Genomic DNA, 16,267 nt, shown 5'->3' with positions numbered 1-16,267 from the left:
GCTTGTTGCGCGACGCAAGGCGGGGTGGCCCCTGCCCTAGTGGTCAAGCGCGCTGGTCAGGGCCTTTATATTGTGCCTGACCATATCAATGTAAGTGGGTGCAGGCCCCTTTTCGCTGGTCAAACCGTCCGAAATCAGGATCCCGCCGACCTTTGCGCCCGTCTCGGCCGCGATCCGCCGGATCAGCCGGTCGTCGCTGATATTCTCCAGAAATACCGCCGGGATTTTTTGGGCCTTGATCTGGCCGATGATGGTCGCGATGTCGCGGGCGCTGGGCTCGGTTTCGGTGGAGACGCCCAGGGGGGCCACGAACTGGATGCCATATTCGGCGGCGAAATAGCCGAAAGCGTCATGGGTCGAGATCACCTTGCGCCGCTCCGGCGGGATCTTGGCCACGGCCTCGCGGACCTCGCGGTCGAGCGCTTCGAGCTTTTCCAGATAGGTCTTGGCCTGGGCGCGGAAGAACTCCGCATCGTCAGGGTCCGCCGCGGCCAGCGCATTGGCGATATCGGTCACGTAGATTTTGGCATTCGGCACGGACTGCCAGGCATGCGGGTCGGCAGCCGAGCCGAGCTTATGCGGGGCAATGCCGGCGCTCGCGGTGACGACCGTCGCCTTGCTGCCGGAGGATTGCACGAGACGCGGCAGCCAGCCCTCGAGGCCGAGCCCGTTGACGATGACGAGTTTTGCGTCCGCGATGCGCTTCGCATCGCTCGGCGCCGGCGTGTAAACGTGGACGTCGCTGTCGGGACCGACCAGCGTCGTGACGTTGACCCGGTCGCCGCCGATGGTGCTGACGAAGTCGCCGAGGATCGAGAAGCTCGCGACCACATTGAGTCGCTCGGCGGCATGCAGCGGCGAGGCGATCAGCAGGAGCATGCAGAGCAGGAGACGCCGCATCGTCACGCCTCCAGATGCCGGCCGGGAAACAGCTGCCGGACGATGCCGCCGACGCGGCCAAACAGGACCGAGACGATGTAGAGCACCGTTGCCACGAGAATAATCGCGGGGCCCGAGGGCACGCGGGTCTGGAACGACAGCACGAGGCCGGCATAGCCCGAGATCGCGGCGGCGATCACGGCGATACAGATCATGACGGTGAGATCGCGCGACCAGAACCGCGCAATGCCCGCGGGCAGAATCATCAGCCCGACCGCCAGCAGAGTGCCGAGCGCCTGAAAGCCGTTGACGAGATTGATGACGACCAGCGCGAGGAAAGCGAGATGCGCGGGGCCGCCCGCGCGGCTCACGGTGCGCAAAAATAAGGGATCGACGCTCTCGATCACGAGCGGGCGATAAATCACGGCCAGCACCAGCAGCGTCACCGTGGCGTTGAAGGCGACCACCAGCAGTGTCTGGTCGTCCATAGCGAGGATGTTGCCGAACAGCACGTGCAGCAGGTCGATATTGGTGCCCTTGATCGAGACGATGGTGACGCCCAGCGCCAGCGAGGCCAGATAGAAGGTCGCAAGCGACGCGTCCTCCTTGAGCCCGGTCGAGCGGGCGACCACGCCGGCGAGAATCGCGACCGCAAAGCCGGCGATCAGGCCACCGGCGGTCATCGCAAACAGATTGAGGCCGGAGAGCAGGAAGCCGACGGCGGCACCCGGCAGAATCGCATGCGCCATGGCGTCGCCCACGAGGCTCATTCGCCGCAGCATCAGGAACACGCCGATCGGCGCGCCTGCCAGCGACAGCGCGATCACGGCCGCAAGCGCCCGCCGCATGAATTCGAATTCGGTGAATGGACCGATCAGCGCGTCATAGACCATTTGTGATCACGCCGCCCGCGAGCGTCCGCCCTCGGCGCAGGCCGTGGCACTGTCGTCAAAGGCCTCGCACATCCGCATCGCGACCATCAGATTCTCCGGCGTCAGCACCTCCGCCGTCGGTCCCCAGGCCACGGGGCCGCGTGCCAGCACCAGCGTCTCGCTGAAATGATTGCGCACCATCTCCATGTCGTGAAGTGCTGCGAGCACCGTGCGGCCCTCGCCGTGCCAGTGCTTCACCAGCGCGAGCAGGTCAGTCGTGGTCTTGCTGTCGATGGCATTGAAGGGCTCGTCGAGCACGATCAGCCTTGCGTCCTGGAGCAGCACGCGTGCGAACAGCACGCGCTGCATCTGACCGCCGGAAAGTGTGCCGATCGGCCGGTTCTCGAAACCATTGAGACCAACGGACGCAATGGCGCGAAGAATCTTCTCGCGCGCGGCCTTGCCGATGCCGCCGAACAGGCCGGCGTCGCGCCATAGCCCGGTGCCGACGAAGTCGTACACGGAGATCGGGAAGCTGCGGTCGATCTCCGCGCTCTGCGGCAAATAGGCGATATCGCGGCTATCGAGCCCGCCGAGATGGATGCTGCCGTCGAGCGGCCGGAGGATGCCGACGATGCCGCGCAGCAGCGTCGACTTGCCGGCGCCATTTGGGCCGATCACCGCGACCAGTGCGCCGGGCGCGACCTCGCCGTTGAGATGATGCACGGCCGGATGCCGGTCATAGCCGAGCGTGACATTGTGAAAGTGAACCGCCGCCATGGTCACCTCATCGCCAGGAAGACGACGCCCCAGAGCACGGCGCAGGCGGCCAATGCGGCCGCGAGCCGGCCGGCCATGGTCATGCGCAGGATCGACCAGGGCGCGTCCTGGGCCGGATGCGGGGAGGCTGCATCATGGACATGAGCGTGGGTGTGGTCATGCCCGTGGGCATGAGAATGATCATGGGAATGGCCATGAGCATGGTCGTGATGATGGGCGTGGGAGGCGGCGGGAACCATGCTGAGGACGTTATATTATAACATTACGCCTGTCCACGGCCGGCTCACGGCTTGCCGATCACCATCGCGATGGCGGCGGCCACGAATGGAAATGGCACCGACACCGCGCAGCGGAACCAGACGAAACGGGCCGGCATGAACGGGATTTCCCACAAAATCACCCGCTGGAAGGCGAACAGGGCCCAGGCGACAACATAGGCGACCACCTGGGGCACCCCGCCGCCGGACTTCAGCGCCACCGTACCGATGGAGAAGCCGATCACCGGGCCACCGGGCGTGGCCGCGCCGGCGACCACGGCGGTCGCAACCCCGAGCCAGCCGCTGTCGGGGCCGAGCCAGCCTGTGATCACCTCCTGCGGGATGATGGCGGCGATGTAGCCGGAGCCGATCACGCCGAGCGCGATGCGCGGCACGATGTTGATGAAGTCCATCGAGCCTTCGCGCAGCGAGGCCTTGAACACCGGAGGGCCGCGGCGGAAGGCGATCAGGCCGACGCCGAACACCGAGCCCCACAGCAGGATGTCGATGAGAAGCGCCGCGCTCAATTCTCGTCGTCCTTCGCAGCTGGCGTCGGATAGAGCCGGACATAGACGAAGCGGCCGAGGCTGCCTGCAAGCACCGGCAGCGGCAACGAGATCAAAATCCGCCACAGCGTGAAGTCGGTGCCCATGATCGGGATTTCCCAGGCGACGGCGCGGCCATAGCCGATCAGGGTCCAGCTCACGACCATGGCGATGGTGGCGCCGAAATCGGCGCCGACCGCCAGCAGCGCGCTCGCCACGGGATAGGCAGTGAAGGGGCCGCCGGGCAGGATCGCACCGAAGGCGGTGCCGATCAGAAGGCCCTTCAGGCCGGATTTCGGCCCGAGCGAGCGCGAGACTTTTTCGTGCGGCAGGATTTCCGAGATGAAGGCGCCGAGCAGGCAACCGGCCAGCACGCGCGGCAGGATGCCGCCGAACAGCGAGAGATCGTGGGTCAGGATGTCGAGAACGCCGTCGGTGCCGTCACGCCGCCAGACCAGGGCCGCGCTCACCGCGACCAGCGCCGCGATGATGATGGTCGACCAGCCGATCGGCTTGCGCACCCGCCCCGGCCGCGGCTCGGAGTCCGCGTCCTCGGCAGGCGCCGGGTCTTTCAGGGAAGGGTCTGACAACGGGCTGGGGTCGGCTCGATGATGATGCCCACCCTGATTAAGGGCGCCGTTCATGCGATGCAAACGGTACGATGGCGTGAGCGATGCGCGCCTTGCGCAGGGCCATGCGGGGCCACGAATTCCGCACAGCAAAAAGGCGGCCGCGCGAGCGACCGCCTTCGCTATTCCGATGGGGCGAACTCAGGCCTTGTCGAACAGGGACTCGACGTATTCCCAGTTCACGAGGTTTTCCACGAACGCCTTGAGATAGTCGGGACGGCGGTTGCGGTAGTCGATGTAGTAGGAGTGCTCCCAGACGTCGCAGCCGAGGATCGGGGTGGCGCCGTGCACCAGCGGATTCTCGCCGTTCGGGGTCTTGGAGATCTCGAGCTTGCCATTCTTGACCTGGAGCCAGCACCAGCCGGAGCCGAACTGGCCGACGCCGGCCGCCTGGAAGTCGGTCTTGAACTTCTCGAAGCCGCCGAGGTCCTCGTTGATCTTCTTCTCGAGCTTGCCCGGCAGCTTGGTGCCGCCGCCATTGGGCTTCATCCAGCTCCAGAAGTGGATGTGGTTGTAGTGCTGGCCGGCATTGTTGAACACCGCGGGGTTCTTGCCGAACGAGCCCTTGACGATCTCCTCAAGGGACTTGCCTTCCCATTCGGTGCCCTTGAGCGCGTTGTTGCCGTTGGTGACATAGGCCTGATGATGCTTGTCGTGGTGGAATTCCAGCGTCTCCTTCGACATGAACTGGCCGAGGGCGTCATAGGCGTAAGGGAGTGGGGGCAGCGTGAATGTCATGGGTTCTTGTCCGCAACTGGTGGGGAACGAGGCTTAACGGTCATCCCTTATAGAAGGTTCCTCTGCCGTTAAATACCTCTGAATTTGCGAAAATGCGTGATGCGACCGATTGGCCGGATTGCATAAAATCGACGCAAGCGTGTGAGGCGTTTCGACCCGGCGCAAAATATCATTGCCTTTGAGGCGCTTATGGCAGAACGAACGCACCACACGGAGATGCGGAAGAGAGAGCGATGAGCATCGAGATCGATATTTTGAACGGCGACGCCTCGTGGCGTATCGCGGAGCCGCTGCATCAGGCGGTCTGGGGCCCGCAACAGATTGCGGACAAGCCCTGGGCCCACGTCAAATGGGCCAATGCCGATTTACGGGTATTGATCGAGACGCCCGAGGATGGCCTCGTCTGTCATGTCGGCATCTATTTCCGCACCGTGACCTGGAACGGGCAGAAGGTCCATATCGGCGGCATCGGCGGGGTCTGCACCCGCGAGGACCGGCGCGGCCGCGGCTATGCAACCATGGCGATCGACGCAGCGGTGCATACCATGCGCGCCAACGAGGCGGTCCGCTTCGCGCTGCTGTTCTGCGAACCGCATAATTTCGCATTCTACGCATCCCGCAGCTGGCTTCCCTTCAAGGGCGAGGTCTATTGCGAACAGCCGGAGGGGCGGATCCGTTTCGACGCCATGGCGCCCTATGTCTTCAACATCGTCCGCGCGCCGACGCTCGGCACCATCGACCTCTGCGGCCTGCCGTGGTGAGCCCTGCGTGACGACCGGCTGGCGCGGGCGCAGACCACCCGGTAATATGTCGATCATCATTTGATATTCCGCCCGGTGAACATGACGATCGACGCCCCGATAGACGCCGCGCCGCCGCATGCACCGGTTGCCTCCCCCATCGCCAGCCTGCTGACCGCGCCGATCCTGCCGACGCTGCTGCGGCTCGCGATCCCCAACATGATCGCGATGGTCGGCAGCACTCTGGTTGCGATCGCGGAGACCTCCTATATCGGCCGGCTCGGCACCATCCCGCTGGCCGCGATCGCGCTGGTGTTTCCGTTCGCGATGCTGACGCAGATGATGAGCGCCGGCGCGATGGGCGGCGGTGTCTCCTCCGCGATCAGCCGCGCGCTCGGCGCGGGGAATCGCGACCGCGCCGCGACGCTCGCGGTGCATGCCGCCATCATCGGCCTCTGCGGCGGGCTGTTCTTCACGGTGATGATGCTCGCTTTCGGCCGCGCTTTCTTCACGCTGCTGGGCGGACGCGAGCGCGTGCTCGAGGAAGCCTGCGGCTATTCGCAGATGCTGTTCTCCGGCGCGGTCGCGATCTGGCTCGTCAACACGCTGGCTTCCGTGATCCGCGGCACCGGCGACATGCGCCTGCCTTCAATGATTCTGATTGGAACCAGCGTGATCCAGATCGCGCTCGGCGGCACGCTGGGGCTCGGTCTGTTCGGCGTGACACAATTCGGCATGCCCGGTGTCGCCGCCGGCCAGCTGATCGCCTTCAGCTGCGCCGCGATCTTCTTCCTCTGGTATCTGCTGTCGGGCCGCAGCCGGCTGCAGCTTGAATTCCGCGCGTTTCATTTCGAGCGCGCGATGTTCCTGGACATTCTCAAAGTGGGCGCGGTCGCCTGCCTGTCGCCGCTCCAGACCGTGCTCACCATTTTGACCTTCACAAAAATCCTCGCGACTTTCGGCACCGAGATGCTGGCCGGCTATGGCATCGGCTCGCGGCTGGAATTCTTGCTGATCCCGATCACTTTCGCCTTCGGCATCGCTTCGGTGCCGATGGTCGGCATGGCGATCGGCGCCGGCCAGATCAAGCGCGCGCGGCGTGTGGCCTGGACCGCGGCCGCGGCCTCCGGACTCACCGTCGGCCTGATCGGTCTCATCATCGCGCTCGATCCCGCCTTGTGGACGTCGCTCTTCACCAACGATCCCGGAGTCACCTCCGCCGCACACAGCTATTTCCACTGGGCCGGCCCCGCCTTCGTGTTCTTCGGCATGGGCGTGTCGCTCTATTTCTCCTCGCAGGGCGCGGCGCGCGTCGGCGGGCCGGTGCTCGCCTCCACTGCGCGGCTTCTGATCGTCGCGATCGGCGGCATCGGCCTGATGATGGCGCAGGCGCCGGCCTGGACCTTGTTTGCGCTGGTCGGCGGCGCCATGGTCGTGTTCGGGCTCTCGACCGCGGCCTCGGTCGCCTTCGCGCGCTGGGGCAAATGAGCGCAGAAATGTGATTCCATCCAGCGTTGCACTATCCTGCTAGGCTGCTATGGAGGCGCTCCACTTCGGGGCATTCTCCATGACTTCCAGATTCGCTGCTCTCATCGTCAATCTGGCTGCGCTGTTCAGCACGAATTCCGCGCAGGCGCAGAGCGCCGACGGGACCTGGCTCACCCAGGCCGGCGATGCCCGCGTCAAGATCAGCAAATGCGGCGGCGGCATCTGCGGCCACATTGTCTGGCTGCGCGAGCCCATGGACACCGCAACCGGCCAGCCCGCCACCGACAGCAAGAATCCCAATCCCGCGCTCGCCAAACGGTCGATGATCGGCCTGCCGCTGTTCAGCGGCATGCAGCCGTCGGGGCCGAACAAATGGTCGGGCCAGATCTACAATGCCGATGACGGCAGCACCTATGCCAGCAGCGTCAGCGTGACAGGCGCGGATTCGCTGCGGGTCGAAGGCTGCGTCGGCGCGCTCTGCGGCGGCGAGACCTGGACCCGCGCGGGGCGCTAGACGATCTCGTGTCCCGGACGCGCTGCGGCACGAAGCGACGCTGCTCAGAGCCGGGACCCATGCATAAGAAATTGCCTTGCCAAAATTCTGGGCCCCGGCTCTGCAGCGCACCGTTTCACGCTGCGCTGCGTCCGGGGCACGAGAGTGGCGTCACGCCATCATCGCCTTCAACGCCGTCGCCGCCGAGGCATAGCCGCCTCGCGCGCCGTCGATGAAATGGACGTGGTCGCTGCGCAGCGCCGAGGGCGTGAAGCAGGTCATCATCGCGGCGTCCTGCGGGTAGAGGCCGTAGCGCACGATGCCATCGCGCGCGGCGGCCGCGAGACGATCGCTCAGCGCGCGCTCGAGCTGCGGGGTGCAGTCGAGGATCATGCGCAAGCCGTCGTCATATTTGCGGAAGTCCGAGTTCTCGACCACCTGGCGCTTGTAGACGTTGGGCACGAAGCCGCCGATGTTGAGGTCGAAACGCATGATCAGATAGACGAACAGTGTGTAGGCCAGCACGCGGGCGCGGCGTACGACCAACGGGCCGCCGCGCTTGGTGCGGGCTTCATAGTCCAGCCCCTGCGAGGGCCATGTCAGCGGCGGCCCTTGCGGCGGCACCGGGCGGCCGCCATCCGGACTGCGCTCGACGAGGTGGATGACGTCCTCGATCACCTTGCGGAAGGCCGAGGGATCGGCGCCGCGCACCGGCATCACCAGCACCGACAGGATCAGGCCGCGCGCGGCCGGCATCACCTCGAAGCGGCAGGACAGGCCGGAGAGATCGGGCTGCGTGCCGGCGGGCGCCTCGTTGACTGCAAACTCACCGCGCTTCATCGCGGCGTCGGCCCAGGCGAGCCCGCCGCCGGAGAACATCGCATAGGACAAATTGGCCGATGGACCGAAGCGCGCGACGCGAACATCGAGCCCTTGCGCGCGGATGGCGCTGACCGGCACCAGCGCAACACGCATCTTCAAGTCAAGATCCTCGCGTACCCAGGTCGCGGTCGCAGCCAGTGCCTCGCGGGCGCGACCGAGATCATCTGGCGCGACGGCAAAGCTGGCGCCGTCACCGCCGAACACGAAGGGGAATTCGCGGCCCTCCAAGGCATTCGTCACCGCCGCGATCACGGCGGCGCCGGCCATGTTGACCGCCTTGTAGCGCTGCGCCGCGATTGCCTTGGTGGAATCGACGATGTCGCCGACACCGATGCTCCAATCGTCCGGCAGCGGTGCATAGAGTGCGGGGTCCATCAGGCTGGTGAAGCCGCGGAAGACGGGAATGCTGCCGTAGAAGGATTCGGCGGTCATTGCGGGAGCCGGTCGGGTTCAGATGAGACGAGATACGCGGCGGGACCAGTTTGGGTTCGCCGGCCGGCGCACCCGAAAAGGCAGCGCATCATTGGCTGAAACGGCCCCGACGACAAGATGCCCGTTCACGCCGACAGTAAACAATCAACTGCGACAGCCGACGAAGCGCTCGGCCAGCCTCGCGGTAATTTGGGAGCGGCGATATCCGCTAATGCAGCTTCTCGTCCTCGCGCTTGCGCAAGACATCGAGAGAGGCGTCGTGGCAACCGACCAAGCGCACGAATTGCTGCGGATACATTTCATGGCCGTGACTGCCGGAATTCTGATTTGCCATCGGCGGGCAATGGATGTCGTCCGGCTTCGCGCGCGACGGCTCGGCCCGGCTCTGATTTGAAGCGGTCATGTTTGAAGTGGCCATCGACTGCTCCCTTTCGATTAAGGCAGATCGATTGACGTAACCCAATCGATTGCGGGGCATCTTACGACCAAATCCGGCTTGATGTCATTGCGCCGGATCAACGCAATTGTGGCGGCGGAGTTCCGCTTTACGCCGTATTGCCCGCATCGATCGTGAACACGGTACCGGTGACGTTGCGGCCGCCCTCGCCGAGCAGATATTCCACCATGCGTGCGACGTCTTCGGTCTCCGGCAGGCGACGTAGCGCACTGCGACCCGCGATGCGCTTGCGGGCCTCGTCGGAGAGATTGTGCGTCAGCTCGGTGTCGATGAAACCAGGCGCGATCGCATTCACGGTGATGCCGAGCTTGCCGACCTCGCGCGCGAGTGAGCGGGTAAAGCCCGTCGCAGCGGCCTTGGTGGCTCCATAGACCGAGAGGCCATTATAGCCGGTCGTCGCAATGATCGAAGAGATATTGATGATGCGGCCGGCACCATCGGCCATCATCTGGCGCGCGACATATTTGGTGAGGATGATCGGCGACAGCACGTTGAGCTGCACCAGTGCCTCGATCTCGGAATTGTGCATGGTGGCGAGCAGGCCTTCGGTGCCGAGGCCGGCATTGTTGACGAGGCCGTAGATCGGGCCGAACTCGTCGCGAATAAGCTTCGCGAACGCCGGGATCGCGTCGATCACGGCGAGATCGCAGGCGCGGAAATGCAGGCGCCCTTCGGAGAGGCCGATCGCGGCCTTGAGCTCGTCGCTCTCGCGGCGCGCCGCGGCGATCACATTGTAGCCTGCGTCAGCGAGGCGCTTGCCAATCGCAAGGCCGATGCCGCGGCTGCCGCCGGTGACGAGAACATTATGCATCGGTGCGCGCCAGTTTGCCGGCCGGAGTGACGTCGAGCGCCTCGACGAAGCGGATCACCGCCGGCACCTTGTGGGACGCGAGCTGGGCGCGGCATTGATCCAGAATCTGGTCACGGATTTCCTTCACCCGCGTCTGATCGGTGCCGTCGGCCAGGATCACATCGGCGACGACGATGCCGCCGGTGATCGGACTCTTTCGCGACTTCGCCCGCGACATCCGCACATCCGGATGGCGATTGATCACCGCCTCGATCTCTTCGGGATGAACTTTCAACCCGCCGATATTGATGATGCCGCCGCGGCGGCCGACGAAATAATAGCGGTCGCCGCGCAGCTCGACGATATCGCCACTGTCGACGAAGCCGTCGCCATCGGTCAGCGCTGCGGCGTTGCGGCCGATATAGGCGTGGGCCGTGCGCGTCGAGCGTATCCGCAGCGAGCCGTCCACGACCTTCATCTCGACGCCATTGCGGTTGCCGAGATAATTGGCCGGAAAGCCCTCGAGGCCGTCATTAACGGCGAAGCCGACGCCCGCCTCGGTCGAGGCATAGGCATGGCCGACGGAGGAGTTGGGGAATGCCGCCTTCAAGCCGTCAAGCACCGCCTGGTCGGCGATCTCGCCGGAGAGACGGACATAACCCGGCGCGAACTGCGCGGCCGCGCCGCTCATCAAAAGCTTGCGCCAATGCGACGGCGTGCCGGAGATATGGGAGACGCCGCGCGCATTCAGCCGCGCGACATGATCGCCGAGCGCCTCGTGCGGATCGGACAGCACCATGGAGCCGCCGGAGAGAACGGCGCGGAGGAAGATCTGGAGGCCGCCATAGCGGCGAATGTCGTAGAACGTCGCCCACACCGGCGCGGCCCCCTTCGCGGGGCCTTCGGCGACGATGGCGCCGGTCAGCGCTTCCAGGGTATGACCGACGATCTTGGGCACGCCTGAGGTGCCCGAGGTCAGCATCAGCCATTCAGTGGCGCGCTCGGTCTTGGCCGGCACCGTGGCCTGAAGCGGCAATTGGGCGGCGACGATCAGCGACACGCCGGTATCGCCCCAGCGATCAGGCTCGTCGGTGACGACGGCATCGATCCCGGCATCGGCGATCAGCGCGTCGAGATATGCAGGATTGAGATCCGGCGGACACAGCAGCATGCGACGGGCAATGCCGTCGAGCTCGATCATGGCAAGACCCGACCGCAGCTGGTCGGACAATTTGAGCAGCACGGCGCGGCCCGACAGCTCGCGCAGTCGGCCGCCCAGAACCGTATGCGACAGGATATCGGTCAGCGACACGAGATCGTGCGCATCCGACAGCGTGCGGCCCGTCAGCCCCGCGCCGAGATAGTCGCGAAGCGCAAAGATCTCACGCGGGGACATTTTCGTAGGCCCGCACGAAATCGCCCACGGTGGCGGGGAACGCTGCGTCCTCGGAAATGGTGAAGGGGTCGATGCCGGTCTCGTCCTCGAGGCGCGCGACCAGGATCGCGAAGGCGAGCGAATCGAAACCCGTCTCGTGCAGCGACAGATCGTCCGAGAGGGCGGGAAGCGTGACGTGCTGTTCCTTGGCGATCTGCTGGATCGCTTCGATGACCTTAGACCGTACCGACATGGCTGGCTCGCTCTTGTTATCGATATTTCGTGTGACGGCGGCTCTTGATGGCCGCCTCCCCATGGACCGTTGTTTACCGGACAGAAGTAAATGGCTTCTTGGACAATTCAGATAAAATTGGACCTATCTCTCGATTTTGCCCCGGCTAAAGCCTGATCGTGCCGTCCAGGATCTGCGCATACGCCGCCGCGTCAAGCGCGACATAAGCGCCGGACTTCGGGTCCAGCATGAACAGCGGATCGCTGATCACAGTCGGGTCAAATCCCTCGCGGGCGAGCTCACCCTTCTTCTGCTTGAACGTCTCGGTCGCATCGAGCTCGCGCGAGACACGAATGAAGACCGGGCGGGCGTAAGCCGGCAGGCGTTGTGCAAGATGCGCTGGCAGCACAGCGATGTCAAAGCCCTCGTTCACGACGATGGCGCTCATGCCGGCGCGACCGTCGGTGCCCAGAATGCTGACGCCGTAGGTGGTGGCGTCGATCACGCCGGTGAAATCGCGCACAGCGTCGTTGACCTCGGAGGTCGCGACGTTCTCGCCTTTCCAGCGAAAAGTATCGCCGATGCGATCGACGAAATGGAAAAAGCCCTTGTCGTCGAGCCGCATCAGATCGCCGGTGCGGAACCAGGCATCGCCCTTGGCAAAGACGTCGCGCAGGATTTTCTTCTCGGTCTCACCTGCGTCGGTATAGCCTTCGAAGCGACCACCGCCCTGGTCCGCGGAGCCGATGCGGCCGATGGCTTCGCCCGCCTCGCCGCGGCTACAGGCGATGCAAAAGCCCTCGTCATTGCGCAGCGGCGCGCCGCTGTCAGGGTCGAGCTTGACGAGGCCCGCCGGAAAACGGTGCGCGAGCAGCGGCGGGATGCGGCCGATCGCGCCGGGCTGGCCCTCGACGTTGAACAGCGAGAAATTGCCTTCGGTGGCCGCGTAGAATTCGAGGATGCGGGGAATCGCGAAGCGGCCCTGAAAGTCCTCCCAGATGTCGCCGCGCAGGCCGTTGCCGCAGGCGAGCCGCAACCGGTGGCGGTTTTCGTATTCCGACGGCGGCGCCTTCAGCAGATAGCGGCAGAGCTCGCCGATATACTGGAACAGCGTGCAGTCGTGGCGCACGATGTCGGGCCAGAAATGCGAGGCCGAGAATTTTTCGGCGATTACCACCGAGCCGCCGGCGGCAAGCATGCTGCAGGGCGCAACGATGCCGCCGACCGAATGGAAAAGCGGCAAGCAGTCATAGAGCCGGTCCTGCGGCGAAGCGCCAGTGAGGCCCGCGAACCAAAAACCCCAATTGAGGATGCGGCGATGGCTGATGCTGGCAGCCTTCGGCAGGCCTGTGGTGCCGGAGGTGTAGATCAGCAGCGCGCGGTCGTCGATGGTGACCTCGCCATGCTCGTCTGGCGAAAGCGGACCGTCATCGAGTGCGGCGAGCGCGACATCGATGGCGCGCTCGCTGCGGGCGTCGCCATGGATCCAGATCTTTGCTTCCGTCTTCAGATGCGGCTTCGCGCTCTCCAGCGTCTCCGCCAGGTCACTCGCGACGATGATGTGCAGAGGCCTTGCGACGTCGAGGCAATGCGCGAGCGATGGTCCGACGAGTTTTGTGTTGATCAGCGCGACCACGCCGCCGACGCGGCTGATGCCGAGCCATGCCGCGACATAGTCGAGGCCATTCGGCATGATCAGCGCAACGGTATCGCCTTTGATGACGCCGACCGAACGCGCCCAGCGCGCATAGCGGTTGATGCGTTTCGACAGGCTCTGGTAATCCAGGCTTGCGTCATCCGTGACCAGCGCGACGCGGTCGGGCTGACTGCGCGCCCAATCGTCGACGACGTCGGCGAACAACCGGCCCGGCAGCGTCTCGATCCGCGCAGTGAGCTCGATCGCCTTGAGCCATATCTTCGAGGCCGACGGCGCGCGCGCGGCTTTCGGTTGCTCGATGACGCCGGTGGTCATGCCGTTCATGCTTTCGGAACGTGTCTATTGGTTCCCCCAAGCTTAGCCCGCGCGCCCTGCCCAGGTGTTAAGAGACAAGGTAAAACCGGGTTAGTCCGCGGTTAACTCTAGTCATCCTTTACCAAGCCGGCGGGATCGGCGTGCGATCTGGCGCCGTTTTTGCGATAGCAAGGCGACAGCGGGGATGCAGATCATGATCACAAAGCGCCATTTCCTTCAAACCGCCGCCTGCGCCGCTGCCACGTTCGCGGCGCCGCGCGGCTTCGCGCTGAGCAACCCCTCCTATCCCTCGCGCAGCGTGAAATGGGTGGTGCCCTATGCGCCGGGCGGCGCCACTGACGTGCTGTCGCGGCTGCTCTGCCAGCGCCTGTCCGACCGGCTCGGCCAGACCTTTGTGGTCGAGAACAAGCCCGGCGCCGGCAGCAATATCGGGACGCAGGCGGTGATCACCTCGGCGCCCGACGGCTACACGCTGCTGCTGACCTCGACCGCGAACGCGATCAACGCTTCGTTCGATCCGGCGCTGCCCTATGATTTCGCCAAGGGCATCGCGCCGGTCGCCGGTGTCGCGCGGATTCCGCTGGTGCTGGTCGTCAACAATGATCTGCCGGTGAAGACCGTCGCTGACTTCATCGCCTACGCCAAGGCCAATCCCGGCAAGATGTCGATCGCGTCCTCCGGCATCGGCACCTCGCTGCATCTGTCCGGCGAGCTGTTCAAGTCGCTGGCCGGCGTGCAATTCACCCACGTGCCCTATCGCGGCTCGGCGCCGGGCCTGACCGACGTGATGAGCGGCCAGATCCAGGGCATGTTCGACAACGTCAGCTCGTCCTTCGAGCTGGTGCGCGCCGGCAAGCTGCGCGCGCTCGGCGTCACCACGCGCGAGCGCTCGGAGATTTTGCCGGACGTGCCGCCGATCGCGGACACGCTCCCCGGCTACGAGACGAGTTCGTTCTACGGCGTCGGCGCCCCGCACGACACGCCACGCGAGATCATCGACCTGCTCAATCGCGAGATCGACACCGCACTGTCCGACACCGAGATCAAGGCGCGCATCGCCGAGCTCGGCGCGATCCCACTGCACGGCAATGCCGGCGCATTTGGCGGCATGCTGACGGCCGAGACCGACCGCTGGCGCAAGGTGGTCGAGCTGTCGGGGATCAAGAAGGACTAGCGCCCTGGCCTCACGAGGCTAGGCGGCTCCGGACAAACAAGCTAGGTTTTCCACCCAACGTTGTCCTGACAGCAAAGGGAGACGGCCCGTGGCTCTCGACCCATCACAAATTCCCGTCCAGGCCACACCGTTCGAGCAGCCGCTGAGCAATTTTGCCAGCCGCTTGAAGAGCGGACAGGTCAGGGTCGTCGCCATCGGCTCTTCGACCACGGCGGGTGAGGGAGGCATCGCCCCCTATCCGCAGCGGCTGCTGGCGGACCTTCGGATCCTGCTTCCAGGCATCACGATCGAGGTCATCAACCGGGGCGTCGGCGGTGAAGACGCCCCGGCCGAGCTCAAGCGGTTCGAGCATGACGTCTTCGATCTGAAACCGGATCTCGTCATCTGGCAGGTCGGCACCAATTCAGTATGGCAACAGAACCCTCCTTCGCTCGAGGACACCACGCGAGCCATTCGCAACGGCATTGACCAGTTGCTCTACGCCAAGCGGATCGATGTCACCCTCATGGACCTGCAATATGTGCCCGCGCTGCTGACACCGGCCAAGGCCAGGAAGGCGGACGCCATGGTCGAGGCGATCGGCAAGATCGCGGAGGAAAAGCGCGTCAACGTCTTTCGTCGCTTCGAGCTGATGAAAGGCTGGCACGATGTCGCCGGGATTTCGTTCGACCGCATGGTCGATCCCGGCGATGACGACAGGCTGCATGCAAGTGACTGGACCACGGACAAGATGGCGTGGCAGTTGGCCAACGCGATCATTGCCGCGGCCAAAAAGGCACCTCAGAGCGCCTAGTTCTGCATGCTTCGTTGAGTTGGCAAAACGAGCAGCGGCGCTAGCCGCGACGGCTGTGCTGCGCACGCGGCTGCGGCACGTTCACCGGATAATACGGATTGAGATCGCAGGTCGCGCCTCGCCCCGACGCGGTGGCGCGACACTGCAGCAGCGACATGAAGGAGCAGTCATACCACTCCCCGCCGCCACCATTCGCGCCGGAATAGACGTGCATGCAGACGGGGTGGCTGGGGTCGAAGGTCTGCGCATGCGACGGCGCGGTCGCGAGCAGCGCACCGACGATCAAAGCCAGGCCGAATGGGCTACGCATACCGATGCTCCTGCGCGCCGCGCGGATCAGTGCTGCGGCTTCTTGTGACGCTTGCGCTGAGGCGGCGGCGGTTCGTCAAAGGCGTAATAAGGATTGACGTCGCAGCTCGCGGAGCGGCCCGACGCCGTGGCGCGGCACTGCGGCAGCGAGGTGAAGGAGCAGTCGAAATAGTCACCGCCGCCACCGCCAAAGCCGCCGTGCATATAGACGTGCATGCACACCGGATAGCGCGGATCGTAGGTCTGGGCGCGCGCATCTGCCGCAGCAAACAGCGTGACAATCGCGGTGAGGGTCAGGATCGGCAAGCGCATGGAGACATCCTCGAATCGATGGCGCCGGCGGATCTGATGCCGACGGCCTCCTATGGCATAACACCACGCCGGAGGCGACTGTTCCTCCGCGCAGATGACGGCAAGGTGAGCGATGCGC

General features: G+C 64.8%; 20 protein-coding genes. 5 read left to right on the top strand and 15 right to left on the bottom strand.

Translation table 11 applies throughout. The features are described 5' to 3' along the window. Nucleotides 1-36: 36 nt before the first annotated feature. The 7 genes from B5V03_RS39500 to B5V03_RS39470 form a co-directional block, all read right to left on the bottom strand. Nucleotides 37-900, bottom strand: coding sequence for a metal ABC transporter solute-binding protein, Zn/Mn family (locus tag B5V03_RS39500; protein ID WP_129275811.1), 864 nt, complete (start codon nt 898-900; stop codon nt 37-39). Between the two features lie 2 nt (nt 901-902). Next, nucleotides 903-1,772, bottom strand: coding sequence for a metal ABC transporter permease (locus B5V03_RS39495; protein WP_129275810.1), 870 nt, complete (start codon nt 1,770-1,772; stop codon nt 903-905). A 6-nt stretch (nt 1,773-1,778) separates the two neighbouring features. Next, nucleotides 1,779-2,531, bottom strand: a complete 753-nt coding sequence (locus B5V03_RS39490) for a metal ABC transporter ATP-binding protein (RefSeq protein WP_164988607.1) — start codon at nt 2,529-2,531, stop codon at nt 1,779-1,781. A gap of 2 nt (nt 2,532-2,533) precedes the next feature. After that, the gene (locus B5V03_RS39485; RefSeq protein WP_129275808.1) at nt 2,534-2,770 is read right to left on the bottom strand and encodes a hypothetical protein; all 237 of its coding nucleotides are present in this window, start codon (nt 2,768-2,770) and stop codon (nt 2,534-2,536) included. Nucleotides 2,771-2,814: 44 nt separating this feature from the next. Further along, the gene (locus tag B5V03_RS39480) at nt 2,815-3,315 is read right to left on the bottom strand and encodes a hypothetical protein (protein WP_008138982.1); all 501 of its coding nucleotides are present in this window, start codon (nt 3,313-3,315) and stop codon (nt 2,815-2,817) included. Beyond that, nucleotides 3,312-3,923, bottom strand: coding sequence for a permease (locus B5V03_RS39475; protein ID WP_164988606.1), 612 nt, complete (start codon nt 3,921-3,923; stop codon nt 3,312-3,314). The genes B5V03_RS39480 and B5V03_RS39475 overlap by 4 nt, the downstream gene beginning before the upstream one ends. 180 nt (nt 3,924-4,103) lie before the next feature. Beyond that, nucleotides 4,104-4,700 (bottom strand): superoxide dismutase, encoded by a 597-nt coding sequence (locus B5V03_RS39470; RefSeq protein WP_014491764.1) that lies wholly within the window; start codon nt 4,698-4,700, stop codon nt 4,104-4,106. Nucleotides 4,701-4,933: 233 nt separating this feature from the next. On the opposite strand from B5V03_RS39470, the gene B5V03_RS39465 reads away from it, so the two are divergent. The 3 genes from B5V03_RS39465 (at nt 4,934) to B5V03_RS39455 (ending at nt 7,442) form a co-directional block, all read left to right on the top strand. Further along, nucleotides 4,934-5,461, top strand: a complete 528-nt coding sequence (locus tag B5V03_RS39465; protein ID WP_129275806.1) for a GNAT family N-acetyltransferase — start codon at nt 4,934-4,936, stop codon at nt 5,459-5,461. A gap of 81 nt (nt 5,462-5,542) precedes the next feature. Then, entirely contained in the window at nt 5,543-6,928 is a 1,386-nt protein-coding gene (locus B5V03_RS39460; protein ID WP_164988605.1) for an MATE family efflux transporter, read from the top strand. Nucleotides 6,929-7,007: 79 nt separating this feature from the next. Beyond that, a complete protein-coding gene (locus B5V03_RS39455; protein WP_129275804.1) occupies nt 7,008-7,442 on the top strand; it encodes a DUF2147 domain-containing protein in 435 nt (144 codons plus the stop codon). 150 nt (nt 7,443-7,592) lie between these two features. Here the strand turns inward: B5V03_RS39455 and B5V03_RS39450 are convergent, their stop codons facing one another. From B5V03_RS39450 to B5V03_RS39425, 6 genes are all read right to left on the bottom strand, one after another. Further along, the gene (locus B5V03_RS39450; protein ID WP_129275803.1) at nt 7,593-8,735 is read right to left on the bottom strand and encodes a DUF3095 domain-containing protein; all 1,143 of its coding nucleotides are present in this window, start codon (nt 8,733-8,735) and stop codon (nt 7,593-7,595) included. 208 nt (nt 8,736-8,943) lie between these two features. Continuing rightward, nucleotides 8,944-9,153: a hypothetical protein gene (locus B5V03_RS39445; RefSeq protein ID WP_129275976.1), complete on the bottom strand. Its 210-nt coding sequence runs from the start codon at nt 9,151-9,153 to the stop codon at nt 8,944-8,946. Nucleotides 9,154-9,280: 127 nt separating this feature from the next. Beyond that, the gene (locus B5V03_RS39440) at nt 9,281-10,003 is read right to left on the bottom strand and encodes an SDR family NAD(P)-dependent oxidoreductase (protein WP_129275802.1); all 723 of its coding nucleotides are present in this window, start codon (nt 10,001-10,003) and stop codon (nt 9,281-9,283) included. Next, complete coding sequence (locus B5V03_RS39435; RefSeq protein WP_164988603.1) at nt 9,996-11,378, bottom strand: class I adenylate-forming enzyme family protein; 1,383 nt, start codon at nt 11,376-11,378, stop codon at nt 9,996-9,998. The genes B5V03_RS39440 and B5V03_RS39435 overlap by 8 nt, the downstream gene beginning before the upstream one ends. Beyond that, entirely contained in the window at nt 11,365-11,610 is a 246-nt protein-coding gene (locus B5V03_RS39430; protein WP_129275800.1) for an acyl carrier protein, read from the bottom strand. Before B5V03_RS39430 ends, B5V03_RS39435 begins: the two co-directional genes overlap by 14 nt. Before the next feature lie 145 nt (nt 11,611-11,755). Next, on the bottom strand, nt 11,756-13,570 hold the full coding sequence (locus B5V03_RS39425) for a long-chain-acyl-CoA synthetase (protein WP_129275799.1): 1,815 nt from the start codon (nt 13,568-13,570) through the stop codon (nt 11,756-11,758). 184 nt (nt 13,571-13,754) lie between these two features. On the opposite strand from B5V03_RS39425, the gene B5V03_RS39420 reads away from it, so the two are divergent. Both B5V03_RS39420 and B5V03_RS39415 read left to right on the top strand, forming a co-directional pair. Beyond that, nucleotides 13,755-14,735 (top strand): Bug family tripartite tricarboxylate transporter substrate binding protein, encoded by a 981-nt coding sequence (locus tag B5V03_RS39420; protein ID WP_129275798.1) that lies wholly within the window; start codon nt 13,755-13,757, stop codon nt 14,733-14,735. An 88-nt stretch (nt 14,736-14,823) separates the two neighbouring features. After that, entirely contained in the window at nt 14,824-15,528 is a 705-nt protein-coding gene (locus tag B5V03_RS39415; protein ID WP_129275797.1) for an SGNH/GDSL hydrolase family protein, read from the top strand. 40 nt (nt 15,529-15,568) lie between these two features. On the opposite strand, the gene B5V03_RS39410 is transcribed toward B5V03_RS39415, so the two are convergent. Both B5V03_RS39410 and B5V03_RS39405 read right to left on the bottom strand, forming a co-directional pair. Further along, on the bottom strand, nt 15,569-15,838 hold the full coding sequence (locus B5V03_RS39410) for a DUF3551 domain-containing protein (protein WP_129275796.1): 270 nt from the start codon (nt 15,836-15,838) through the stop codon (nt 15,569-15,571). A gap of 26 nt (nt 15,839-15,864) precedes the next feature. Then, on the bottom strand, nt 15,865-16,149 hold the full coding sequence (locus B5V03_RS39405) for a DUF3551 domain-containing protein (protein ID WP_129275795.1): 285 nt from the start codon (nt 16,147-16,149) through the stop codon (nt 15,865-15,867). Nucleotides 16,150-16,267: the final 118 nt, after the last annotated feature.

This window comes from Bradyrhizobium betae (assembly GCF_004123905.1).
GTDB lineage: Bacteria > Pseudomonadota > Alphaproteobacteria > Rhizobiales > Xanthobacteraceae > Bradyrhizobium > Bradyrhizobium betae_A.
The sequence above is the reverse complement of the archived record's forward strand: the minus strand, read 5'-3'. Positions and strand labels throughout refer to the sequence as shown.